General features: G+C 40.4%; 19 protein-coding genes. 15 read left to right on the forward strand and 4 right to left on the reverse strand.

Going from position 1 to position 24498, the window contains the following annotated elements:
• Positions 1-28: 28 nt before the first annotated feature.
• The 3 genes from BLS35_RS07045 to BLS35_RS07055 all read right to left on the reverse strand — a co-directional run bounded on the left by BLS35_RS07045 (position 29) and on the right by BLS35_RS07055 (position 1966).
• Positions 29-625: an NAD(P)H-dependent oxidoreductase gene (locus BLS35_RS07045; protein ID WP_090779236.1), complete on the reverse strand. Its 597-nt coding sequence runs from the start codon at positions 623-625 to the stop codon at positions 29-31.
• A 64-nt stretch (positions 626-689) separates the two neighbouring features.
• Positions 690-1256 (reverse strand): Crp/Fnr family transcriptional regulator, encoded by a 567-nt coding sequence (locus tag BLS35_RS07050; RefSeq protein ID WP_090779239.1) that lies wholly within the window; start codon positions 1254-1256, stop codon positions 690-692.
• A 65-nt stretch (positions 1257-1321) separates the two neighbouring features.
• Positions 1322-1966, reverse strand: a complete 645-nt coding sequence (locus BLS35_RS07055; protein WP_254778717.1) for a DUF92 domain-containing protein — start codon at positions 1964-1966, stop codon at positions 1322-1324.
• Between the two features lie 659 nt (positions 1967-2625).
• Between BLS35_RS07055 and BLS35_RS07060 the strand changes: the two genes are divergently transcribed.
• From BLS35_RS07060 to BLS35_RS07080, 5 genes are read left to right on the forward strand one after another with little or no spacing between them, the layout of a single operon-like run.
• Positions 2626-7161: a beta strand repeat-containing protein gene (locus tag BLS35_RS07060; protein ID WP_090779243.1), complete on the forward strand. Its 4536-nt coding sequence runs from the start codon at positions 2626-2628 to the stop codon at positions 7159-7161.
• Between the two features lie 25 nt (positions 7162-7186).
• Positions 7187-10255 carry a tail fiber domain-containing protein gene (locus BLS35_RS07065; RefSeq protein ID WP_090779245.1) on the forward strand — a complete coding sequence of 1023 codons (3069 nt, stop codon included), beginning with the start codon at positions 7187-7189 and terminating at the stop codon, positions 10253-10255.
• A 51-nt stretch (positions 10256-10306) separates the two neighbouring features.
• Positions 10307-11065 (forward strand): gliding motility-associated C-terminal domain-containing protein, encoded by a 759-nt coding sequence (locus tag BLS35_RS07070; RefSeq protein WP_165973205.1) that lies wholly within the window; start codon positions 10307-10309, stop codon positions 11063-11065.
• A 19-nt stretch (positions 11066-11084) separates the two neighbouring features.
• Positions 11085-11987, forward strand: coding sequence for a PorP/SprF family type IX secretion system membrane protein (locus tag BLS35_RS07075; RefSeq protein WP_090779728.1), 903 nt, complete (start codon positions 11085-11087; stop codon positions 11985-11987).
• Positions 11988-11991: 4 nt separating this feature from the next.
• Positions 11992-12198: a hypothetical protein gene (locus tag BLS35_RS07080; RefSeq protein ID WP_090779249.1), complete on the forward strand. Its 207-nt coding sequence runs from the start codon at positions 11992-11994 to the stop codon at positions 12196-12198.
• A gap of 30 nt (positions 12199-12228) precedes the next feature.
• Here the strand turns inward: BLS35_RS07080 and BLS35_RS07085 are convergent, their stop codons facing one another.
• Positions 12229-13128: an Rpn family recombination-promoting nuclease/putative transposase gene (locus BLS35_RS07085; protein WP_090779251.1), complete on the reverse strand. Its 900-nt coding sequence runs from the start codon at positions 13126-13128 to the stop codon at positions 12229-12231.
• Positions 13129-13396: 268 nt separating this feature from the next.
• Between BLS35_RS07085 and BLS35_RS07090 the strand changes: the two genes are divergently transcribed.
• The 10 genes from BLS35_RS07090 to BLS35_RS07135 all read left to right on the forward strand — a co-directional run bounded on the left by BLS35_RS07090 (position 13397) and on the right by BLS35_RS07135 (position 24476).
• Positions 13397-15625, forward strand: a complete 2229-nt coding sequence (locus BLS35_RS07090; RefSeq protein ID WP_090779253.1) for a heavy metal translocating P-type ATPase — start codon at positions 13397-13399, stop codon at positions 15623-15625.
• A gap of 49 nt (positions 15626-15674) precedes the next feature.
• Positions 15675-15887, forward strand: a complete 213-nt coding sequence (locus tag BLS35_RS07095) for a heavy-metal-associated domain-containing protein (protein WP_090779255.1) — start codon at positions 15675-15677, stop codon at positions 15885-15887.
• Between the two features lie 156 nt (positions 15888-16043).
• Entirely contained in the window at positions 16044-16442 is a 399-nt protein-coding gene (locus BLS35_RS07100; RefSeq protein WP_090779257.1) for an HYC_CC_PP family protein, read from the forward strand.
• Positions 16443-16573: 131 nt separating this feature from the next.
• A complete protein-coding gene (locus BLS35_RS07105; protein ID WP_090779261.1) occupies positions 16574-16924 on the forward strand; it encodes a heavy-metal-associated domain-containing protein in 351 nt (116 codons plus the stop codon).
• A 31-nt stretch (positions 16925-16955) separates the two neighbouring features.
• Positions 16956-18254 carry an efflux RND transporter permease subunit gene (locus BLS35_RS07110; protein ID WP_090779263.1) on the forward strand — a complete coding sequence of 433 codons (1299 nt, stop codon included), beginning with the start codon at positions 16956-16958 and terminating at the stop codon, positions 18252-18254.
• Positions 18251-20188, forward strand: a complete 1938-nt coding sequence (locus BLS35_RS07115; RefSeq protein WP_090779265.1) for an efflux RND transporter permease subunit — start codon at positions 18251-18253, stop codon at positions 20186-20188. Before BLS35_RS07110 ends, BLS35_RS07115 begins: the two co-directional genes overlap by 4 nt.
• On the forward strand, positions 20154-21428 hold the full coding sequence (locus BLS35_RS07120) for a TolC family protein (RefSeq protein ID WP_254778719.1): 1275 nt from the start codon (positions 20154-20156) through the stop codon (positions 21426-21428). Before BLS35_RS07115 ends, BLS35_RS07120 begins: the two co-directional genes overlap by 35 nt.
• Positions 21406-22644 (forward strand): efflux RND transporter periplasmic adaptor subunit, encoded by a 1239-nt coding sequence (locus BLS35_RS07125; RefSeq protein WP_090779267.1) that lies wholly within the window; start codon positions 21406-21408, stop codon positions 22642-22644. The genes BLS35_RS07120 and BLS35_RS07125 overlap by 23 nt, the downstream gene beginning before the upstream one ends.
• Before the next feature lie 17 nt (positions 22645-22661).
• A complete protein-coding gene (locus tag BLS35_RS07130; RefSeq protein WP_090779269.1) occupies positions 22662-23879 on the forward strand; it encodes an efflux RND transporter periplasmic adaptor subunit in 1218 nt (405 codons plus the stop codon).
• Positions 23880-23912: 33 nt separating this feature from the next.
• On the forward strand, positions 23913-24476 hold the full coding sequence (locus BLS35_RS07135; protein WP_090779271.1) for a DUF3347 domain-containing protein: 564 nt from the start codon (positions 23913-23915) through the stop codon (positions 24474-24476).
• Positions 24477-24498: the final 22 nt, after the last annotated feature.

The following is a 24498-nucleotide window of genomic DNA, read 5'->3' on the forward strand; positions in this document are numbered from 1 at the left end:
GTTTAATTCGGCAATAATCTTGTGGAGATTATATTTGTTTTTGACCTAATTTACTAACCTTGTTTAGCCAGGCTGCTCTTTTTGTTGGGTCAGATGTTTTAATGATGCCAATAGCGGTAACCTTTACAGGTTTTATTCCGCAAAATTCCAGCGTGCTTTTTTTCAGTTGATTGATGCTTGGATTGCCGTAAATCCATCGGTAATACCAGGCGGGTTGGTCGATGGTGGTAATGATTCTGGCAGTTTTTCCGGTTAGGAGTTTGTCCCACCACAATGAATTGTCCTTGTATTTATAAGCCAGACCAGGAAGAAATAAACGGTCAATAAAACCTTTCATAATAGCGGGGAAGCCGCCCCACCAAACAGGATGAACCCATACCAGGTGATCGGCCTGATTGATTTTTTCCAGACTGTACAATAGATCGGGTTCCAATTCTATTCGGCTAGTATAACCATATTGCAGATTGGGGTTAAAGTTTAGATCGGCAATATTTAGCACTGTTACCAATGCGCCAGATTGAATCGCTGCGTCTTTATAGGCTTTGGCTAAAGCGTAATTGAAACTTTCCTTATTAGGATGCCCATTGATAATTAATATATTTTTCTTGTTTACGAGGTCTTGCATCTTGTCCTGATTTACTGTTCGAACAAAGGTATGCCCCGTTTATCCGGAGCCATAAGACATTTGTCTATAAATATATTTCTTTTCTTAATCGGCTAAGGTGACGTGGTGTAATTCCCAGGTAAGAGGCGAGGTACTGAAGAGGGATTTGCAGCACATAGTTAGGCTGGTTTTCTAATAGATCCATATATCTTTTTTTTGCCTTTTCTTTTTGGAACAGGAAGAGTCTTTTTTCTAGCTCCAGATATTGTTGTTCAGCTATAATCTTAAAGAATCGGACCCAGTTTGGACTACTTTCAAGTAATTTGTCTACATCGTGTTTTTGGATGATCAGCAGCTCTGAGTCAGCTATAGCTTGTATGTTTTCTACAGTCGGCAATCCCGTAATGAATGCAGAATATGCGGCCATTAGGGAGTTGGGAAAGGAGATGCAGTAGGTGATTTCTTCTCCAGATTCGGGGGTGAAAAAGGATCTGAGGATACCAGTATTAATAAAGGCAACTTCTGTGCTGAATTTTCCTTCGCTGATAAAAAAGCTCCCCTTTTTCAGCTGTCTTTTGATCAGAAGACTTTCAAAATGTTCAATTTCAGCGGGAGTTAATATCTGAAATGAGGTTAGGAATGCTTTAATCATTGTTTATTCTATCTGCGCTTAAGGAAGGTCGAAATTAAGCTATTTTTACTAAAAGAATAGGTAGATTAAATCAGATACATAACCATAGCTACCAATGCGGCAAAAAGTGTATTCAGAAAATTTACGGTGTTGTTTCCTATTTTATGTTTCCGTTCAAGAGTCGCACCTAGTACTGAATCACTCAGGTTTCCCAGTATACCGGCAAATATTACAATCAGACCTGTTTTTTGAAAGCCAGAATATATTAGCCCAATAATACAGGCCCCAACAGTGCCTATCAATAAACCTTCAAGACTAACTACACCATCTAAGCCATTTGCTTCTTTGTTAAACGTTATGATGTTATAAAAGCGGCGCCCGTATACCATTCCAAGTTCAGAAGATAAAGTATCCGCAAGGGCCGAAGCTAGACTTGCAGCCATCATGATCAGGTATATATCAGTGTGTAGGGGATCGATGATCGCCAGGATTGCAGTGAAGCCCGCCACACCACCATTTGCAAATACCTGTCCAGCATTTCTACCAGTACTGGCCAAATTGTCGGCATGAAGTCTTGTTTTTATATTCTTCTTATGCGCGGTTGCCCAAACACTAAGCAGGAAAAAACTGAGCAGCATGAATACGCCTTTTAGTTGCGCAGCCTGTAACACAATAATACCTAATCCAGTTGCAGAAAGGGCCGCGAGAGTGGTTAGCTTTTTTGCTTTCACACTTATAACCATTATTATGGCAAGTGATAGCAGTAGATAGGGGAGGTAGTTAACCATGGAATGACATTATTGGATAGTTTTAGTGGGTTAAGAAGGTAAAATACAAATATAGTCAGATGTCAATTGGATTTAAAAGAGTAAAAATGACGATTAAAACATGATAACTCTTTAATGCTCTTCTACTTCACAATAGATTCTTAAAGTAGTATTTCATTTAATTTTTATCAATTTAATTCGGTTTAAATTACTGTAAATTAATCGATTACGAATGTTAGTTGCATTTGTTCACAATTATTTTACTTTTTATTCAAGAATATTCCATAATCGAATGGTAGCTTTGTGGCAAGTTTTATGGTTTTTTGCGAAAAAAGGCTTGCCTATGGGTCTAATAAAGTAAATCATCTGTCCCCAACTATTGTTTTAAAATAATGTTTTCAAAAATGGAAAATCATCTACAGCGACTCAAATATAGGCCCAATTTAGTATTCACGACAATTTACAAAGTATTTCCTGGCTGAAATACGTCTGAACTATTTCATTTTTAGTGTTTATCTGGCTTTTAAGTTGGACGGCTGTGTCGTTTAATTTTAAGGCAATTTACTCATTGAACTTCCTCCCATTTTAAGAATAGAATAACCCCATCATATTATAATAACTTCATGAATAAAACAGCTAAGCATTTTGCCATAATTATTGGATTGTTATTTGCATTTGGCGCAAAAGCTCAGGTAGGAATAGGCACAAGTACTCCAGATGCGAGTGCTCAATTAGAAATTCTTTCTACATCTAAAGGTTTGCTTATCCCAAGAATGTCATTAGTGCAACGTAATGATATCAACAATCCTGCGAATGGTTTATTGATCTATCAAACAAATGATTCTCCTGGGTTTTATTTTTATAGCAATGGACAATGGCAAAAGCTAGCCAATAAAAGTGACATTACTTCTGGTGGGGGTGGCACAGCTGGAAATACCATATTAAGTGGTAATGGCGCACCTGCGGCGGGACTTGGAAATAATGGAGATTTTTATCTGGATCTAACTAAGACCAGTTTATTCGGACCTAAGGTGTCGGGAAGCTGGCCTTCATCTGGAACGGTATTAATTGGGCCAAAAGGAGATTCAGCAACGCCTGGCGATTTAAGTCTGAGTTTTGATGCAGCTTATAACTTAGGTATTAAAGGAGGAAATTCAGTAAGTCTTAGCGATCTTAACCAGTCTTTAAGTCTTGCCGGAACGATATTGTCTATATCTGGACCAAGAAACAGTCATGTTGATCTTTCCGGATTACTTGGCAGTGGCAGTGGGGGAACCGGCGGAATTACCAGTGTTCAACGTGATGCTACTTTAAAAGGTAATGGTACTTTAGCAAGCCCATTGGGACTTTCGACTACAGGAGTAATTCCTGGAAGATATACAGCTGCAGATATTACGGTGGATGCAAACGGACGAATTACAGACGTAACAAATGGAACACCTGGTGGGGGTGGAACAGGCAACGGAACTGTAACTTCCTTAAGTGTTAAACCATTAAATGGATTTACAGGAACGGTTGCTAATCCGACAACTACGCCAGAAATTACATTGGGTACGCCACTTTTGGGCATTTTAAAAGGAGAAGCTGGGGCACTTAAAGTTGCTACAACTACAGGTACTGGGGATATAGTGTTATCTGATGGCTCTACGATAAATACCCCTACAATAAACAATCCGATCATTACAGGTACGATTACTGGCGATGGGATCATTCCGGTTGCCAATGGCGGTACAGGTGCCAATAATGCTACGGATGCTAAAATAAATTTAGGTCTTGGTAATGTCGAAAATACCAGTGATGCTAATAAGCCTATAAGTACAGCTACTCAAACAGCGTTAGATGCTAAAGAGGATAAAGCCAATAAAAGTACTGATCTGGTTTTAGATGCCGCTTCAAATGTAAAATATCCAACTGTAAATGCAGTTAAAACATATGTTGATTCAAAAGCTGGTATTGTAGATGCAACAACTGCGATTAAAGGTAGAATCATGTTGTCGGGCGACCTAGCTGGTACAGCTGACGCTCCGGTTGTAAAAACCGTAGGAGGTGCAATTGCAAGTGCTATTAAAACAGGGGTTGATTTGGCTAATGCGGCGACCGCTCAAAACATAACCGGAACTATTGTAAAGAGGGATGGGCTTGGAAATATAGAAGTAGGTACAGTTACAGGAAATTTGAACGGAAATGCGATTACTGCCACTACCGCGGGTTCTGTTAGCGGAACGGTGATGGTGCCAAATGGTGGAACAGGGATCACTTCTTATACACCAGGAAATTATATCAATGCATTGGACGCCACAACTATGCAGGAGCGTACCCCAGCTCAGGTTAAAACGGATTTAGGCCTGGACCAGGTAAATAATACTTCTGATGCTGCAAAGCCAGTAAGTACAGCAACCCAGACTGCTTTAGATTTAAAAGAAGATAAGGCTAATAAGATTACAGATGGTACGTTTTCTGCAAATTCGGATAGCAACTATCCATCGGAAAAAGCAACTAAAACCTATGTAGATAAAAAAGTAAATGATGCTGTTATCGGTGCTGGCGGTGTTCCGGATGCTACAACAACTATAATCGGTAAGATACAGTTAGCTGGAGATCTGTCAGGTGTTGCTTCAGCACCAACGGTACCAGGATTGGCTTTGAAAGAGCCATTAATTACGAACCTGCAGGCGGTAAGAGGTGGTACGGGCATGACCAGTTATACAACTGGAAGCTATATTAATGCAGCAAATAGTACGACTTTACAGCAAAGAACGCCAACACAAGTAAAAGCAGATCTGGGACTGGACAACGTAAATAATGTTAGTGATTTGCTAAAACCAATTAGTACTGCAACACAGGCTGAGCTAGATAAGAAGATCAATCTTACTGAAAAAGCAGCTGTGAATGGAGTTGCTACATTAGATGGTACTGGAAAAATTCCAGTAGCACAAATTCCAGCGCTATCCTTTGCTTCTGTTAATGTTTTTAGTACTGAAGCAGCTATGTTGGCTTTAAGCGGTGCGCAGGTAGGTAGTACAGTTATCAGGACCGACATTAGTAAGAGTTTTGTTTTGGGTGCTACCCCGGCTTCTGTACTCGCTAACTGGAAAGAAATATTAACACCAACGGGTACGGGAGTACAAACGGTGAACGGAGTGGCCGGGCCTGATGTGGTTTTGACCAAGACAAATTTAGGTTTACCGAATGTTGACAATACCAGTGATATGGGGAAACCTGTCAGCACAGCTACACAGACGGCTTTAAATCTGAAAGAGGATAAGTTAAATAAAAGTTTAGATATCAGTACTGATGGTGCATCAGACACCAAGTATCCCTCAGTAAAAGCAGTTAAGACTTATGTCGATGCTTTATCAGCGGCAGGTTCGCCTGATGCGAGTACTACAGGAAAAGGTATTATAAAATTAGCAGGAGATTTAGGAGGAACAGCTACTTTACCTACGGTATTAATGGTTGGTGGTTCTACTGCAAGTAATATTAATGCCGGGGTGGTTCTTGCAAATGCTGCTACTGCTACAAATACACCAAATACTATCGTAAAAAGAGATGCTTCAGGTAATTTTGCAGCTGGAACCATTACAGGTAACCTGATCGGAAATGCCTCAAGTGCAACGACCTTAAGCGGAACAGTAGGAGTGGCGAATGGTGGTACAGGACGTAACTCTTTTGTCGCAAATACTTATTTATATGCTACTGCAACAAACACACTGGGACAAAAAACAGCTACTGAGCTAAAAGCAGATTTGTTGCTTGATAAGGTTGATAATACAAGTGATGCATTGAAGCCAATCAGTACAGCCACACAAACTGCGCTGGATGGAAAACAGAACGTTGTAAATATCAGTAATAACATTGCTGGTGATGCGGGTTCTACAACAAAGTACCCTTCGGTAAAGGCTATGAAAGACTATGCTGATGGTATGGTATCTGGAGGGGGCTCGCCTGCTACTACAACTACAAAAGGTATTGTAATGCTTGCCGGTGATTTAAGTAATACTGCTGATGTACCTATGGTAGTGACAGTAGGTGGTTCCGCTGCTGCTGCTATTAATACGGCTACGGTGGCGGCTAATCTTGCAACAAGTTCTCCAACAGCCAATACGATTGTTAAAAGAGATGCATCAGGTAATTTCTCAGCGATGGCTATTACTGCCGGAACTTTTAATGGTGCTTTAACGGGTAACGTAACAGGTACTGCCACCGGTCTTGCAGGTGTTACCGCAAACGGAATTTTAGTTCGGACCTCGGCTACTGCGACTACATCGCGCAGCATTGCTGGTACAGCAAATGAGATTACAGTAACGAATGGAGACGGTGTTACAGCTAACCCTACTTTATCATTGGCTAGTACAGGTGTTACCGCAGGAAGTTATACCTCAGCTAACGTAACGGTTGATGCGAAGGGAAGAATTACAGCCGTTGCAAATGGATCCGGCGGAGGCGGTGGTGCTGTAGCCACTAATTTAGGGTATACCTCTTCAGCAACAAATGGTGTGATTACTTCTACTTCAGGGGCCCTGACTGGAACTGCTGCTACTATTCCTGCAGCTACAACAAGTGTGGCGGGTGTAATGGTTGCGACTGATAAAGCTAAGTTGGAGCAATATCCGGTGGTTGTTGCAGCTGATGCGACAAAGGTTTTAACGGCTAATGCTGATGGAACTGCTAAATGGGTTGCTCCAGCAGCTGGTGGTGGTAGTGCAGGTGCGTTCAAGACTTACAATCCATCTTCAAATTCTCGTGTGGTAGTATCTGCTACTGGCGATGGGGTAACGGTTGTAATGAGTGATGGGCCGGTTGCGGGGACAAAGAAATTTACACTTACTATACCCCTGGGAGTAACTATTATAAAAGCGAAGTTCAATATAGATAACCCGCTTTTGGGTAAAGCGCCAACAGATAATGCTCCTCAAGTATATTACGATATCAAAGATGAAAATATTCCAGATGGGGAGGTGTCAGACCTTACGCAATATCCGTTACCTAGTTTTTTCCTGGTAAAAAGAGACACAGGATTGCCCTCACCTTATTTTAACATGGGTATACCAAGTAGTGCGTATGCTGCTACTGTTGAATCTTTTGCTAATAAAACAATTAGCCTTAAGCCGGCAACCCAAAGTGCCAATAAGATTTACATACTGGTTATAACCTTCTAGTATATTAACCGTGAAGAAGTAAAAAATGAAAATAAACAAGCATATTCTTGTAATTGGTCTCTTAGCATTGATCTCCTTTGCAGGCATAGCTCAATCGAAACTGAATGGGAGATTTTACATTAGCGGGGCATCAGAAGTTGCTTCAACTCCTAATTCAGATTATTCGATTGAAGGAACTTTTACCGATCTGCTCTACATATATAGTGCTGCCGATATTTTACCGGGAGATATTATTGCTGATTTTGCAGGATTAACTTATAAAATTGATAAAGTAACGAGTATCAGTGGTAATTTTATTACTGTGGATGCTACTTACCTTGAGGGAGCTCCAAATGAATATGCTACTTATCCTACTTCTTATGCTACAGGTACGCTTTTCCGACCAACACCAAATGGTTATAGCCAGTTAACTAATGATCCCGAGTATGTCAATGAGGCTTTAAAAATAGGCGTATTAAACTCTGCTATTCTAAGTATCGATAAAGATATCAGAGGATTTAAATCCGGTACAGAAGCTGAAATGCCTCAGACTCCAAAAGCCGGTGATCTTTTTTATAATACTATAGAAAAGAAATTATACGCCTATACGGCCGATGGTTGGGTACCTGTTGGTGGAGGAGTAATAGCCAGTGGAACAACTTCTGAATTTCCGAACCCTGCTAAAGCGGGAGAAATGTTCCTGAATAAGGATGACAATAAAACTTATATCTATAATGGTGCTTTATGGCTTGAACTTTCTACAAATGGGTCTACCCCAAGTGCTAACATAAATCCTGACCCGACTAAGGTAAGTGTTAAGGAAGGCGACTTGTTTTATAATATATCAGACCACAAATTGTATGTTTATAATGGTACGGTTTGGATGGCAATTAATAATCTCTTGCGTAACGGCCAGATCTTCGTTGGTAATGCTTCCAATACACCCGTGTCTGTTGCGTTAACAGGCGATGCAACGATCACTAATATCGGCAAGCTGACCATTCAGCCGCTTGCTATTACTGACGAGAAACTAGATAAGACAAAAATTCCTTTAAGTGGCTTCGGTATTCCCCTTGATAATGTATCGATGGGTGATGAGGTTACAAATTTCAAGATTATAAACCTTGCTAATCCATCGGCGAATACAGATGCGGCAACAAAGGGCTACGTAGACGCATTGGTATCTGCTCCTGGTTCGATGGTTTTAGCCAATAATAATTTCCTGGTCGGTAACAGTTCCAATAAAGCAATAGGGGTGCTGAAGAGTCTCATTCCTATTAGTGGTTTTGATAAAGCAGGAGCAAATGTGTCAATGGGAGGTGGTACACCGGTAACGAACTTCAAGATCACAAATATGGCGGACCCTACTGCTGCACAGGACGCTGCAACTAAGGCTTATGTTGATGGTAGACAAGTTAATGCTGCAAATATTCTATTACCAACAGGGAATTTCCTGGTGGGAGATATTGCAGGTAAAGCTGTTGTTACGCTAAAAAATACAGTATCATTAACCGGTTTTGCTGCGCCTACCGCGGATATTGCTGCAGGTGGTTTTAAGATTACTGGTCTTGCAAATCCAGTGGATGCCCAGGATGCTGCTACCAAAGGTTATATCGATACCAAAACATTTGACCCTGCTAGTATTAACCTGGGAACTGATCTTTTTATGATTGGTAATGCTACCGGAAAAGCTGCGGGGGTTGCAAAAAATACCATCTCATTGAGTGGTTTCAAAGACCCTATTGCTGACCTTTCGCTGGCAGGCTTTTTATTAACAAACATAGGCACGCCGTTAGCGGAAACAGATGCTACAAATAAAAAGTATGTTGACGGTCTTTTTAGCTCCCCTTCTTCCATATTAGCTTTGCCTATTGGAAATCTATTTGTTGGTAACAGTACAGGGAAAGCAACAGCTACGCCGAAAATTCAGGTGCCATTGAGTGGTTTTGGTAAAGCGATTGAGAATGTGAATATGGGGGATGCAGTAAACCAATTCAATATCAGTTTTCTAAAGGACCCAGTTTTTGATCAGGATGCAGCCACAAAGAATTATGTAGACAGCAAGCTATCGACACCTGGAGTAATAACCTTATCAACAGGCCATATTTTTGTCGGCGATGCCTCTAATAAAGCAAATGGTGTACTTAAAAGAGATGTGCCAGTAAGTGATTTCGGTACTGCAATAGCAGATGTGGTAATGGGCGACGGAACAACTAATTTTAAAATTACCAGTCTTGCAGATCCTGCTGCTGATCAGGATGCTGCAACAAAAAAATATGTGGATTCTAAATCTTCGAAAACACCAACAGGCCCAACTGCACCAACTGGCGCAAAACCTGGTGATACTTATTACAATACTACCGAAGATCGCTTGTATGTTTATAATGGTACTACTTGGGTACCGGTTGATAATAAACTTTCTGATGGTTACTTATTTGTTGGAAGTCCAGCAGGTATTGCCGTGTCTACCCCAAAAAATGTAGTTCCTTTAAGTGGCTTTGGTTCTGCCCAGGGAGATGTAGCAATGGGTAATTTCAAGCTGATTAATCTTGCCGAGCCAACTCTAGATCAAGATGCCGCTACTAAAAAGTATGTAGATGCGGGTGTTACTGCTGCCTCAGCTGCAGGTAAAGATAATTTGGGTAACCACCTGGCTACAGAAAATATTAAACTTTCCATAAACTCGATCAGCAATGACGGTGGAACTAACAAAGGCTTGAGTTTCGACACACAGGGAAATGCAAGTTTAGGACAAGATCTAACCATAAACGGAAACTTGTATACGCCATCAGATAGAAACCTGAAAACACACATTGAAACCTTAACTACTGTTCTGCAAAAAATTAATCAGATCAGAGGGGTGAGTTTTGAATATAAAGATCAAACTAAATATGCGACAGGTGTAAAAATAGGAGTGATTGCTCAGGAGCTTCAAAAGGTATACCCAGAGATGGTGATGAAAGGTAAAGATGGCTTTTTAAAAGTAGACTATACTCAACTAACGGGGATGTTGATCCAGGCAGTGAAAGAACAACAGAAGGAGATTGAGGGATTGAAGAGCCGCATGGATAAACAACAGGAACAAATCAACAGCATCCTCAAAAAAATGCAATAACTAATGAAATAGCCGGTAGTGATGAATAATAAAATGATACAATTAGGAAAAATGAAAAAACTTGTCGCATCTGTCGCTATTGGATTTTTGCTGTTTATCAGTCCTGGTTTGAAGGCTCAGCTGAAAGTGGGGCCTGAAGGAATCTTTGTCCAACCTGGAACGGTATTTTATACCGAAGGGCTTACGCTTGTTCCTGCTGCGGAATGGGGGATGAACAACCTGTTGATTACTAAACAAGCGCAAACTGTGATCTGGCCTAAGTTCAATAGCATTCAGCGAATATATCGTTTCAGTAGGCCAACGAGTTTCCTTGGGGAGCTTGCCTTGAATTATGAAGATGTTGAGCTCAATGGGAATGAAGGGAAAAACCTGGTATTGGCTTATTCCAAAGCGCCAAGTAATAACTATAAGGATTATACACTAGTCAAAGAAAGTGCGGCTAATCCGGATGAGCGATATGTTGGTCAGCTTTTTACAGATAAGATTACTTTGTCGGATTTGACGGCAGTAACCTTGGAAATTCCAAGTAAGGAAGCTTATTCAGATCTGATCGCTAACAATATGATTACGCCGAATGGTGATGGTGTAAATGATACCTGGATTGTTAAAAACATCCATTTGTATCCTAATAATGAATTGAAGATTTACGACCGTGAAGGAAGGATAGTTTTCAGTATGATTGGTTATGACAATACCTGGGGTGGTACATTTAATGGAAATGCACTTCCCGAAGATAGCTATTACTATGTCCTATATTTCGATTCAGGAAAAGCTAAAAGGTCAGGATTTATCTCTATAGTAAGGGAATAGTAAAATGAAAGGATTGAATATGAAAAATAGAGTTAATAAGGCACTATTTGCTGCATTGGGAGTTTTAAGTGGATTAGGAATAGCATTCCCACTATCGGCCCAAATCAGACCCTTAGGTACCCAGTATTATGAAAATCAATATCTGAGTAATCCTGCATTTGCAGGGATGGATAAGGGCTTGAACGTGAATCTTAGTTACCGTAATCAATGGAGAAGTATAGAAGGTTCGCCGGTTACGATGGCAGTGAGTGGCGATTATCAGCGCGATAAAGTGGGGATGGGCCTGCTGATCTATAATGATAAAGCCGGACTGATTGGACGTACCCGGGTAATGGGAAGTTATGCTTACCACCTGCCATTAAATGGAGAAAACAAGAACTTGCATTTTGGTCTTTCACTAGGGGTGATGAAAGAAAGCTTGGATAACAACAAGATTATTGCTGAGCCAGATGATATTTTGGCGCAACGTTTTAACGAACGTAAGCCTTATATTGATGGTGATTTTGGTATTGCCTATACGAATGATCGTTTTACCATCCAGGGTGCATTGCCTAACCTGTCTAAATTTTTGCAGAAAGATCCGCTGGTTACTATAGATGGACATACCTACTTTGCGGCGATGTCTTACAAAATTGGCTCTGCTCTGGATATTGTATCTATAGAGCCTAAAGTGAGTTTCAGAGGAGCAAAAGACATTGAAAGTATTTGGGATGTGGGTACAAACCTAAAGCTTGAAAACAACATCCTTAATTTTATGGGTATGTTTCGTAGTGATAAGAGCTCTGTTTTTGGCGTAGGCGTTAATTATGATAAATACTTTATCCAGTGTTTTTATACCAGTCAACTGGCAGGAGATAGGATGCGTACTGGAGGAGATTTTGAGGTCAACTTAAAAATTAACCTTTTTAAGGACCCTAAGTAAAACGATGAAAACTAAATTACTGATATTTTTATTTTCCATTATTGCTTTTGGCGTTTTTGCGCAAGTTAAAGACAAACCAAAAGAATTTGTTTCAGGGTATGTGGATAGTTTGTATTCTGAAATCTTAAATGAAGACAGGATCATGCAACGGTTACCCACCAAGCTATCTTTAATGCTTTTCGCATTTTATATCCCAAGAAATAGTTTGTAGAGATTTAAAATAGATTATCAGTTTTTGTAGTTATAAGGATTTTATTTCTTCAACAGAGAGATCAGTTAATTCCGAGATTTCATCAAGAGATATCCCTTTTATTTTTAATTTAAGCGCCATTTCCACTGCTTTTTTATGCTTACCCTCATTGACGCCTTCTTTTTTTGCGTAATTGAGTGCGCTATTATTGTCACGTTGCATTTTTAAGCTTTGCTGATACTCGTTCATCTCTTCAGGTGTTAGGTTGGCAACTTCTGCTAGCTCGAATATTTTTTCATATTCTTCCCTTCCCCTCAAAGATATTGGAATTTCATCTAATCTTTTTAAATTATTTAGGATATACAACCATTCATCGAGTTCATTTTCCAGCTGGCCTTCATTTTTCTTAAACTTAGGCATCTCGATGAAAATATAGCCCATTTTCGGATAGAATTCTTTGTTGGTATTAATTTCCGTCAAACGGACATCGTGTATATAATGGTCCGGATGGCTATCATCAAACTTAAAATTCATAATAGCCAGGAAGTAGATTTCCGGCAATAGGTAATCCCAGTCGGCAATTACACCAACGCCCTGCTCCTGGATCAAATTAGCCATGTAAAAAATGCTTCTGTCTTTAAAATTGTCGACTTTTGCTTTCTGCATTTCAATGATGAATTTTTCGCCCTTATCACTAGTGCAATACAAATCAAAAATGGTTTTCCGATAATCTTTTCCTGAGCCTTTGTATTCAGTATTATTGTATTGAATGTCAGTAATTACCTTTCTTCCTTTGAAAACTCCGTTCAGAAATTTAATCAAGAAGTCGCGATTTGGCCCTTTGCCAAAAATGTGTTTAAACCCAAAATCGCTGTAAGGGTCGATAAAGCGAGTCAGTTGGTTATTATCTATCGGAGGAAAATTGGTGGTCGTAGTACTTTGTTCTAGCATGTTTGGCTTTCAATACGTTATGAGCAAACTTACGTAGCCTAATTATAGTAACAGGAGGGGTACAAAAAAATCAGTTGAAACCTCAGTTTAATTGAGTTTAATCCATATAAAATATGGTTGTTCATTAGACAGGGAAGGTTCAACAAAATGTTATTAGGCCAGCAAAATTACTCCACTTTACAAAATTCTATAAACTTATATCTGAATCCTGTAAATTAATCAGGCTGTTGTCAAATACCTTTGTATTGTTAATTAAACAAAGCAAGTTATGAACAACAATATAGAAACAATTTCGATGCCGGTGCTGGGTATGACCTGTGCAGCCTGTGCTGTGAGCGTTGAATCTATAATAGGCGCCCAAACAGGAGTTGATAAAGCAGAGGTAAACTATGCCACTCAGTCTGTAAAGGTAATTTACCATCCCGATGCAATACAACCTGAAGCTTTACAGAAAGCTGTTCAATCAATAGGCTACGACCTGATCGTTGAACAGGAAGGCGCTAAAGAATTGCAGGAAGAAGCACAGAGAAGTAATTACGAGGCTTTAAAAAAGCGGATGATTTATTCATCCATATTAGCCATTCCGGTAGTCATCATTGGAATGTTCTTTATGGATATGCCTAATGGCAATTACTATATGATGGCTTTAACGACTCCGATATTGTTCTTTTTTGGGAAAAGCTTTTTCATCAATGCATGGAAACAAGCCCAATTTGGAAAAGCCAATATGGATACGCTGGTAGCCTTAAGTACAGGTATCGCTTATCTTTTTAGTGTTTTCAATACTTTCAATCCAGAGTTTTGGCATAGTAGAGGATTACACCCGCATGTATATTTTGAAGCCGCGGCAGTAGTCATTGTCTTTATTATGCTGGGTAAGCTGTTAGAAGAGAAAGCGAAGTCTAATACTTCTTCAGCGATTAAGAAATTGATGGGTTTGCAACCGAAAACGGTAATTGTGATTACCGAAAATGGTGAAAAAGAAATACCAGTTGCGGATGTGCGCCTCAATGATCAATTGTTGGTGCGTTCCGGGGAGAAGATTCCAGTAGATGGTGAGGTGTATGAAGGCAGTTCATTTGTAGACGAAAGTATGATTACTGGTGAGCCTGTAGCTGTGGCCAAACAAGCGGGCGATAAGGTGTTTGCCGGGACCATTAATCAAAAAGGAAGTTTTAAATTTAAAGCAGAAAAGGTCGGCGGGGAAACTATGCTTGCCCAGATCATTAAATTAGTACAGGATGCCCAGGGCTCTAAAGCTCCGGTGCAGAAATTGGTAGATAAGATTGCCGGAATATTTGTACCCATAGTTATTTTAATTGCCATTATCAGTTTAGGAGTATGGCTGCTGTTTGGTGGAGAACACGCCTTTACCCAAGGTATGCTTGCCATGGTTACTGTACTGGTGATTGCCTGCCCTTGTGCGTTGGGTTTGGCAACGCCTACAGCAATCATGGTAGGGATTGGCAAAGGTGCAGAGAATGGTATTTTAATTAAAGATGCAGAAGCACTGGAATTAGGCTATAAAGTAAATGCGGTGATTTTGGATAAAACAGGAACAATTACCGAAGGTAAACCAGAAGTAACTCATGTGGAGTGGGCTGCTGACCTGCCGAAAGATAAATTGCAATTGCAGGAAATATTAGTCGCTTTGGAGCAGGCTTCGGAGCATCCATTGGCAGAAGCCATTGTGCGTAACTTGAAACAAGTAGGTGTAAAAGGTGCTGCGGTAACTGGTTTTGAAAGTCTGACTGGTAAAGGAGTAATGGCCGAGTTTGAGGGTGAAAAGTATTGGGCTGGAAGTCATAAAATCCTTACGGAGCTAAATGTACAGGTTTCTCAAGCCTTGCAAAATAGGGTGGTTGAACTTCAGCAATTGGCGCAAACAGTGATTTATTTTACCAATGCGACGCAAGTACTGGCTATTGTATCTATCGCAGATCAGATTAAAGCAGGTTCAGCCAAAGCGGTTGCTGCATTAAGAAATGCAGGCATTGAGGTTTATATGCTTACTGGAGACAATCAACAGACGGCAGCTTCGGTAGCTAAGCAGGCCGGGATCGATCATTTTCAGGCTGAGGTACTGCCTTCTGATAAATCAGACTTTGTGAAGAAATTGCAGGCACAAGGGAAAGTGGTAGCGATGATTGGCGATGGGATTAATGACAGTCAGGCTCTGGCACAAGCAGATGTTTCGATTGCCATGGGTAAAGGTTCGGATATCGCTATTGATGTCGCAAAGATTACATTGGTATCTTCCGATTTGCAACAAGTGCCAAAAGCATTGCGTTTATCGAAGCTTACGGTTAGAACTATTCGTCAAAACTTGTTCTGGGCCTTTATTTATAACCTGATAGGGATCCCAATTGCTGCAGGCTTATTGTATCCGTTCAATGGATTCTTATTGAACCCAATGATTGCAGGTGCTGCAATGGCATTAAGTTCGGTATCGGTAGTGAGTAACAGTTTGCGCTTAAAATTCGCAAAGCTTATATAATAGACAATAAAACAATTCAAATAAATAACGTTAATAATTCAACAATATCATGGAAACACTAAAATTTAAAACAAATATCAAATGTTCAGGTTGCATCGCAACGGTAACTCCTTTTCTAAACGATCTACCTCAAATCTCTAAATGGGAGGTGGATACCGACAATCCTGAAAAGATACTAACTGTAGAAGCTAATGATCAGCTAGATGCAGATACCGTAGTCAATACGCTTCAAAAAGCAGGCTATATCGCTACAGAATTGTAATAATCCTAACATGATGTAACCATCATGAGTTTACATTTAAAATGGAGAAATAAACTCATGATAGCTACATCACTAAAAACAATAAATAACACGATGTAAAAAAAGAACGGAATTATATAAAAATATCTCCGTTCTTTTTTCAATCTTTGATTTGTAATGAAAAGGACACTACTAACTATACTTGCTATTTTTTACCTGGGGGTTTCCAGTGGGGCAACTATGCATTTTCATTATTGCATGGGAGAGTTGGTAAGCTGGAGTCTGGAAAAGGAATCTAAAGACGCATGTGATTTCTGCGGAATGCCAAAGTCGGTTTCTAAAAAGAAATCATGCTGCAAGGATGTTCAACAAGAGGTTAAATCTGAGAAATCTTATAAAGCCAGTCAAATGGCCTACAAATTTGAGCAACTTTCTCAAGCCATTATACTGCCCGAACTATACATTAGTTATCAGGCACCTATACCGGTAAAAATTACCAGGGAAGCATTGAGTAATGCACCTCCTGATGGACAGTATATACCTGTCTACCTAAAAAACTGTACCTACAGAATATAATACCCTCTTTCTTTTATTTTGTTGCATCGCTATGCAACATGAAGTTTCCGTTATACTGATTTTTTCAGTACCCTAATGCGGATCGCTTCCAATTCAATTTATTTAACAATTTTCTTTAAAAACGAATTAAGATGAAATCATTAAGAATTCTTTCGGTAGTCGCATTGACTTTCCTTGGGAGTGCTGTATTTGCACAATCTAAAACAGAAAAAATCAAAGTATTAGGCAATTGCGGAATGTGCAAGAAGACGATCGAAACGTCGCTTAAAGTTCCAGGAGTAAGCTCAGCAAACTGGGATAAAGTAACTAAGGTATTGACCGTGAGTTACGATTCTACTAAAATCACTAATGATCAGGTACAGCAAAAAGTTGCTGCATCAGGTTATGATACTGAAAAGGTAAAAGCTACAGAAGCTGCTTATGGTAAATTACCTGATTGCTGCCAGTACGACCGTTCGGGTAAAGCAAGTAAAGCACACTAGTAAAATAATAAAAGAAAGAGGGTTATTATAAATGGTACATAAAATTATAGAATGGTCGATGCGCAATAGATTTATTGTGCTGATACTTTCTGCCGGGTTATTTGTATGGGGCGTATTCTCCGTACAAAAGAATCCGATAGATGCAATTCCTGATCTTTCAGAAAACCAGGTGATTGTATTTACAGAATGGATGGGTAGATCGCCACAGTTAATAGAGGATCAGGTTACTTATCCATTGGTCACCAACTTACAGGGAATTCCTAAAATCAAGTATGTAAGAGGTTCTTCCATGTTTGGCATGAGTTTCATCTATGTGATCTTTGAAGATGATGTAGATGTATATTGGGCGCGTGAGCGGGTAATGGAACGGATTAGTACCATATCCAAAACCTTACCTGATGGTGTTGCTCCGCAACTTGGACCAGATGGAACTGGAGTAGGACACGTACTCTGGTATACACTTGATGCACCAAATATGGATCTGGGTGAGCAACGTGCTATACAAGATTGGTATGTGAAGTTTGCCTTGCAAAATGTGCCGGGTGTAAGTGAAATCGCCTCTTTCGGTGGTTTCCAGAAACAGTACCAGATCAACATAGATCCTAACAAGTTGCTGTATTATAAGCTCAGCGTGCCACAGGTAATTGCTGCGATAAGAAGCAACAACAACGAATCGGGTGGACGAAAGTTCGAAATGAGTGATATGGGTTATATCATTAAGACCTCCGGTTACCTTAAATCATTAGAAGAGATTTCCAATATTCCAGTAAAAAACCAGAACGGTACGCCAATAAAGATATCAGACCTGGCAACGGTACAGATGACCGGAGAAACCCGCCTGGGTATATTTGATCAGGATGGCGAGGGTGAACGTGCTGGTGGTATTGTAGTGATGCGCTATGGCGAGAATGCTGCAGAGGTGATTGATCGGGTAAAAGCCAAAATGAAGGAGGTCTCGAAGGGACTGCCTAAAGGGGTGAAATTTGATATTGTGTATGATAGGGGCGAGTTAATTAAAGAATCTATAGACTCGATAAAACACACCTTGATTGAAGAGATGATCGTGGTATCCATCATCGTATTTATCTTCTTGTTTCACTGGCGCAGTGCATTGAGCATCATTATACAAATACCAATTACCATTGCGGCCAGCTTTATTCTGCTCAATGCTTTTGGGATCTCGTCCAACATTATGTCGCTAACCGGTATTGCACTAGCCATCGGGGTAATTGTAGATAATGGGATTATCATGAGTGAGAACGCTTATAAGCACCTGGCAGAGCGATACGAATTGTGGGAAAAGGATCAAAATAAAACGACAACATCATGATAACGTGGTTTAAAAATATATTTCAAAAATCTCCGGATTGGATTTCTGAAGAAGATCGCCTTGAGGTGATCACCAAATCCAGTAAGCAGGTTTCAAGAGGGGTGTTCTTTGCAACAGTCATCATCATTACTTCTTTTTTACCGGTATTTATGTTAACCGGACAGGAGGGTAAATTATTCCATCCGCTGGCCTACACCAAGACGTTTATCATGATTGTAGATGCCTTGTTGGTGATTACACTAGCTCCGGTACTGATCTCTTTCTTTATGAAAGGTAAGTTTAAACCAGACAGCGCGAATCCAGTAAACAGGGTATTGGAAAAGGTTTATGAGCCGGTGATTAGAACGGTATTGAAATGGAGAAAAACAACTATTGCGATTAATGTGATTGCGTTGTTGATTACTATTCCTTTACTTAAAAATTTGGGTACAGAGTTTATACCGCCATTGGATGAACAAAGTATTTTGTTTATGCCAGTAACGCTTCCTGATGTATCTAATGCAGAAGCAAAGCGGATTTTACAGGTGCAGGACAAGATTATTAAGTCGGTACCGGAAGTAGATAAGGTTTTAGGAAAGGCGGGTAGAGCCAATACAGCTACCGATAACTCACCGATCAGTATGATCGAGACGATCATTACTTTAAAGCCCAAAAGTGAATGGCGTGAGGGCATCACTAAAAAGGACATTGTAAATGAACTGGATGCCAAATTACAAATTCCAGGTGTGGTAAATGGTTGGACACAACCCATCATCAACCGGATCAATATGCTGGCTACCGGAATCCGTACTGATGTGGGGATAAAGGTGTTTGGTCAGAATCTCGATACCATTGCTGCAGTATCGGAAAAAGTAAAAGCAGCATTAGAGGGTACACCAGGGGTAAGCGACTTGTTTGTTGAACCGATTACAGGTGGAAAATACCTTTCTATTGATGTGAAAAGAGGAGAATTAGCCCGTTACGGCTTAAATGTAGACGATGTAAATCAGGTGGTGGAAAGTGCCTTAGGTGGTGCAACCATTGGGAACACCATCGAAGGCAGACAACGTTTCTCTATCAGTGTACGTTTGGCTCAGGAGTATCGCAATAGTGTAGAACGCATTCAGCGTATTCCTATCCAGTCGGCCACATTTGGCGAAGTGCCTTTATCGGCAGTAGCTGATGTGAAATTTGAAGATGGCCCGCCAATGATTAGTTCTGATAATGCCATTTTGCGTGGAGCAGTGATGTTTAATGTGCGCGATCGGGATTTGGGTAGTACGGTAAAGGATGCAATGGAGAAGTTGAACAAAGAAAAAGGGGTGCTTCCTGAAGGTTACTTCCTGGAGTGGAGTGGTCAGTACGAAAACCTGATTCGTGGAAAACAAACGTTGATGTGGATTGCTCCGGTTGTTTTAGTGATCATTTTCTTCTCCTTATACTTTGCTTTTCACTCTGTGAGAGAAGCTTTTTTAAGTCTGATTACTGTTCCTTTTGCCTTAATCGGTGGTGCTTACATGATTTATTTCTGGGGCGTAAACCTTTCTGTTGGCGTAGCCGTCGGTTTTATTGCGCTGTTTGGGATCGCCGTAGAGACTGGGATTGTGATGGTGATTTATCTAAATGATGCCATGCAGCAGTTGATTAAGCTGAAAGGCAATTCAAGCGAAACCATTACAAAAGAGGATTTGAGAGAATATGTAGTTCATGGTGCAGCGAAAAGATTAAGACCAAAGTTGATGACCGTTTGTGTGTCTCTATTTGGACTTGTGCCGATATTGTGGGCCTCGGGAGTAGGAGTAGATGTAATGCAGCCGATTATACTACCAATGATTGGGGGGGTATTGACTTCTTCTACACACATTCTGTTGGTTACCCCATTGATCTTTTTGATGTCCAAAGAATATGAATTAAGGAAATATGGAAAATTGGAGGTGCACGATGTACAGCATTAAAAGAATATTAAGCGTATTGCTGTTGCTACCATTTTATGCTTCAGCACAGCAACAAAATCCCGTGCTTACACTGGATACGGTGTTGCAAAGAATAGATAAAAATAACCTTTTGCTACAATCTTACGGTTTAAAGGCGGAGAGTTATAAGCATACGGCCAAAGCTGCAACGGCTTGGATGGCACCAATGGTAGGTGTAGGTACTTTTATGACTCCTTATCCTGGCCAAGTGGTGATGGATGATAGAGACAAAGGATCGTTAATGTTGCAACTGGAACAGGATATTCCTAATCCGGTGAAGTTAAACGCGAATAAACGATATATCGAATCGAAAGGCAAGGTAGAAAATGAAACCCGCGGGGTGACTTTAAATGAGTATAAAGCACAAGCTAAGCGTTTGTACTTTGGTTGGTTGGTTGCGCAACAAAAGATTGGCATACTGGAGAAAAACCAGAAGATCATGGAGACCATGAAAAAGATTGAAGAGATCAGGTATCCTTACAACCAGTCGAAATTGGGTAGTGTTTACAAAACGGCTGCCAAGCTGGAAGAGAACCGCAATATGATCACGATGCAGGAAGGAGATATTGCCAGAGCTCGTGCCTGGTTAAATAGTTTGATGAATATGAAGGGAAATTCAGCCTTTGCAATTGATACGACTTATAAACCGACTTTCGTTCCAGCAACTTCTATTGATACGGCAAGTCTGGCTATGGCTAGAAACGATATCAAAAAGATGGATTACAGTATACAATCCATGAACTTGAATATTGAAGCCATGAAAAAACAGAGCCGACCAGATTTTAGATTAAGGTTCGACCACATGTCGCCCTTAAGTAAAATGATGCCTAAAGCCTATAGTGTGATGGGAATGGTAAGTATCCCAATAGCGCCATGGTCTTCGAAAATGTATAAATCTGAAGTAAAAGGTATGCAGTACGAAGTGGAGGCTATGGGCAAAGAGAAAGCGGCGATGTTGCAGGAAACTCAAGGGATGTTGTATGGTATGCAGTTCGAAATCCAGTCTATGCAAAAACGGATTGATGCTATGGAAGGTAAAATTATTCCAAGTCTGCAAAAAACACTGGATGTTAACTTTTTAAGTTACCGTGAGAATAAGATGGAGCTGCCTGAAGTTATTGACTCCTGGGAGGCGCTGACCATGATGCAGACGAATGTATTGGACGAGAAATTGAAACTTTATTTAATGATTGCCGATTATGAGAAAGAACTATATCGATAAGCTACTTAAGCTGCGTGCTTACAGCTTTGCTGCAGTACTGATGATCGGTGTTCTGGTGATAAGTGCTTGCACTGGGAATAAAAAAGATAAAAATGCTGTGCATGAAGATCCGGGTGTAGTAAAAATTGACAGTAACCTTTCTCATTTGCTAAAACCTTCAAATGAGCAGGTAGTATCTACGTTGCCAGTAATTAAGGCCGACTACGGTACTAAAATATTTACGGAAGAAGCACAAGGGATCATCAATTATGATACTCGTAACCAAAATAGCGTAGCTAGTCGTGTTAGTGGAAGAATAGAGCGTTTGCTTATCAAATACAATTATCAGCCGGTTAAAAAGGGGCAGTTGATTATGGAGATTTATTCTCCGGATCTGGCGGCCGCACAACAGGAATTGTTGTTTTTGAAAAGATCAGAAACCGACCTTACTTTATTGGAGAGGGCAAAACAACGTTTGACGCTGTTAGGAATGAGTGCTTCAGGGATTAATCAGGTGTTGAAAACAGGCAAAGTGAATTATCGCATTCCGGTATATAGCAATGCAGATGGATACATTCTTGAAAAATCTGTAGCGGCTACACCTGGTGCAGCTCCTTCTGCTTCTGCAGCTGGTGGTGAGGGTATGAGTGGAATGGGGACGCCATCTAGCGCTTCAGTCGCACCTACACCTGCAGCTCCGGTAAGTACACCGGTAATGTTGCGCGAAGGACAATATGTAAGTGCTGGTCAGTCGCTTTTTACCATTTACAATGCAGATAAGCTGGTTGCTGAATTTTCACTCAAGCCTTCTTTGGCCTCCTTGGTTAAACGAGGTGATAAGTTTGTGTTTTACAAAACGGCTGATAAAAGTACCATCCAGACGGCCTCTATTGGTATGATTCAACCTGTTTTTAAGGATGGAGAGAATTTTACGATTGCCAGAGTATACCTCAATAAGCCCAATTTTAGAGTCGGGGAGTTACTTACCGCTAGAATCCCTGTGTTGCTTGCTGCATCATGGTGGTTACCAGAATCGGCGGTGTTATCCTTAGGCAGTAAGACTTTAGTTTTTAAAAAGGAAGGCAATGTGGTACTACCTAAGTCGGTAAAGGCTGGAGTAACCATAGCTGGAATGGTGCAAATTAAAGAAGATATCAGCAATTGGGAGATCAGCCAAAACGCAGCTTATCTGGTGGATAGTGAAAGCTTCATTAAAGCGCAATTAAAAAGATTGTAAACGGTTAGATTAAAGAAATGGAACGGAAATTATTTATAAAAAGAATGGCCATACTGGCTATACTTCCATCGATATTTATTGCTGCCTGCAGCAACGAGAAAAAGCCGGAAGCAGGAGCTGTAAAGGAAAAACAGCAGACTTTTACTTGCCCAATGCACCCACAAATCATTAAACATGAGATGGGGACTTGTCCGATCTGCGGGATGGATTTGGTGCCTTTTGAAAAGAACAGCGACGATAAAGCCCTTAAAATAGACGAGAAACGTCAGGCCTTGGCCAATATAACCACGATTGTGATCGGGGAAAATATCTTGTCGGGTGGTAAGGAGCTTAATGGAAGGTTAACCGTTAATCCAGAGCAAAGTAGCTATATCTCTAGTCGCATTGCAGGTAGGATTGAGCAATTGTATGTAAGAGAAACGGGTGTGAAAGTGAGCAAGGGGCAACCCTTGTATAAACTTTATTCAGAGCAATTGGCGACTTTGCAACAGGAATATCTGATGGCAGTAGCTCAGGAAAAACAATTTCAGGGTGATAAAATAGAACGCCAGATTGTAGCTTCTGCCAAGCAAAAGTTGTTGCTGTATGGACAATCTGAAAGTCAGGTGCAACAGTTGCTGAAAACGCAGAAGAAAGATCCTTTTGTTGTGTTTTATGCACCAGAAAGTGGTGTAGTAGCCGAATTGTCGGTAACCCAGGGACAATATGTAACAGAGGGTAACCCAATATTAAGGTTAGAAGGTTATGGACAATTATGGGTTGAAGCGGATGTTTATCCCGCCGAAGCCGCTAAAATTAAGCAAGGTCAAAAGGTAAAGGTTGTTGTTGCAGGTTGGGAAGATCAACCGCAGGAAATTACCATTAGTTTTATTACCCCTTCCCTGCAGTCGGGTACTCAACTTACACAAATTAGAGGCAGTATTCCCAATCCCGGAAATCAATGGCAACCTGGTTTGCAAGCAAACGTCTTTCTTCCTTCGGGAAATAAAAGTAAGGTGCTGACGCTGCCGGTGGATGCCGTGATTAGGGATGGGAAAGGTATGCATGTATGGATTAAAACTGGAAAAGACAGCTTTGAACCTCGATTGGTAAAAACTGGAACAGAAAACGATAATCAGGTTGAAATTTCGGAAGGCTTGACAAACGGAGATCAGGTTGTGGTAACTGGCGCGTACCTTTTGTACAGCGAATACATCCTTAAAAAAGGTAAAAATCCTGTTGAAGGGCTTAAATAGAAATCTTAAATATTAATCATAAAAAACAGAAAGATGAGAAGAATAACCAGTTTCGTAATTACTATTGCCGCAGTAACGCTATTTGCTGCATGTGGAAATACACAAAAACCTGCAGAAGCAGATCCACATGCTGGACATAATCATGCTCCGGGTGAAGGTCATGGTGCAACGGTTGAAAAAACAGTAGCAAGGCTGAGCTTAAAGGACGATAAATTGAATGCTGTTTATCAACATTATATCCATTTGACTGGTGCGCTTGTAAATGGTGATATGGTTGAGGCGAAAGTTGCAGCGAATGCTATTGAGTTGGGCTCGAAACAACTGAATAATGGTGCTGGATTAACAGCATTAGCTGCTAAGATAGGCGCTGCTACAGATATCGAAGTGCAAAGAGCTATATTTTCGGATCTAAGCAATGATTTTATTGCCAAGGTAAAAAGCTCTGGTTTAACTTCGGGTGAGCTATATGTAGAATATTGCCCAATGGCCCTAAATGATAAAGGTGCATCTTGGTTGAGTAATCAAAAAGACATCAAAAATCCTTATTTCGGAGAGAGTATGCTATCTTGTGGTGAGGTAAAGGAAACGATTAAATAATTTTTTTGACTATATGCTTCAT

It is taken from the genome of Pedobacter sp. ok626, assembly GCF_900100435.1.
Lineage (GTDB): Bacteria > Bacteroidota > Bacteroidia > Sphingobacteriales > Sphingobacteriaceae > Pedobacter.

What these genes read in the sequence shown, in the direction of transcription:
- BLS35_RS07130 (WP_090779269.1), top strand. Translation starts at nt 22,662, where the DNA reads ATGGAACGGAAATTATTTATAAAAAGAATGGCCATACTGGCTATACTT.
- BLS35_RS07120 (WP_254778719.1), top strand. Translation starts at nt 20,154, where the DNA reads ATGGAAAATTGGAGGTGCACGATGTACAGCATTAAAAGAATATTAAGC.
- BLS35_RS07050 (WP_090779239.1), bottom strand. Translation starts at nt 1,256, where the DNA reads ATGATTAAAGCATTCCTAACCTCATTTCAGATATTAACTCCCGCTGAA.
- BLS35_RS07105 (WP_090779261.1), top strand. Translation starts at nt 16,574, where the DNA reads ATGAAATCATTAAGAATTCTTTCGGTAGTCGCATTGACTTTCCTTGGG.
- BLS35_RS07085 (WP_090779251.1), bottom strand. Translation starts at nt 13,128, where the DNA reads ATGCTAGAACAAAGTACTACGACCACCAATTTTCCTCCGATAGATAAT.
- BLS35_RS07070 (WP_165973205.1), top strand. Translation starts at nt 10,307, where the DNA reads ATGAAAAAACTTGTCGCATCTGTCGCTATTGGATTTTTGCTGTTTATC.
- BLS35_RS07110 (WP_090779263.1), top strand. Translation starts at nt 16,956, where the DNA reads ATGGTACATAAAATTATAGAATGGTCGATGCGCAATAGATTTATTGTG.
- BLS35_RS07115 (WP_090779265.1), top strand. Translation starts at nt 18,251, where the DNA reads ATGATAACGTGGTTTAAAAATATATTTCAAAAATCTCCGGATTGGATT.
- BLS35_RS07100 (WP_090779257.1), top strand. Translation starts at nt 16,044, where the DNA reads ATGAAAAGGACACTACTAACTATACTTGCTATTTTTTACCTGGGGGTT.
- BLS35_RS07125 (WP_090779267.1), top strand. Translation starts at nt 21,406, where the DNA reads ATGAGAAAGAACTATATCGATAAGCTACTTAAGCTGCGTGCTTACAGC.
- BLS35_RS07135 (WP_090779271.1), top strand. Translation starts at nt 23,913, where the DNA reads ATGAGAAGAATAACCAGTTTCGTAATTACTATTGCCGCAGTAACGCTA.
- BLS35_RS07090 (WP_090779253.1), top strand. Translation starts at nt 13,397, where the DNA reads ATGAACAACAATATAGAAACAATTTCGATGCCGGTGCTGGGTATGACC.
- BLS35_RS07095 (WP_090779255.1), top strand. Translation starts at nt 15,675, where the DNA reads ATGGAAACACTAAAATTTAAAACAAATATCAAATGTTCAGGTTGCATC.
- BLS35_RS07075 (WP_090779728.1), top strand. Translation starts at nt 11,085, where the DNA reads ATGAAAAATAGAGTTAATAAGGCACTATTTGCTGCATTGGGAGTTTTA.
- BLS35_RS07045 (WP_090779236.1), bottom strand. Translation starts at nt 625, where the DNA reads ATGCAAGACCTCGTAAACAAGAAAAATATATTAATTATCAATGGGCAT.
- BLS35_RS07060 (WP_090779243.1), top strand. Translation starts at nt 2,626, where the DNA reads ATGAATAAAACAGCTAAGCATTTTGCCATAATTATTGGATTGTTATTT.
- BLS35_RS07080 (WP_090779249.1), top strand. Translation starts at nt 11,992, where the DNA reads ATGAAAACTAAATTACTGATATTTTTATTTTCCATTATTGCTTTTGGC.
- BLS35_RS07065 (WP_090779245.1), top strand. Translation starts at nt 7,187, where the DNA reads ATGAAAATAAACAAGCATATTCTTGTAATTGGTCTCTTAGCATTGATC.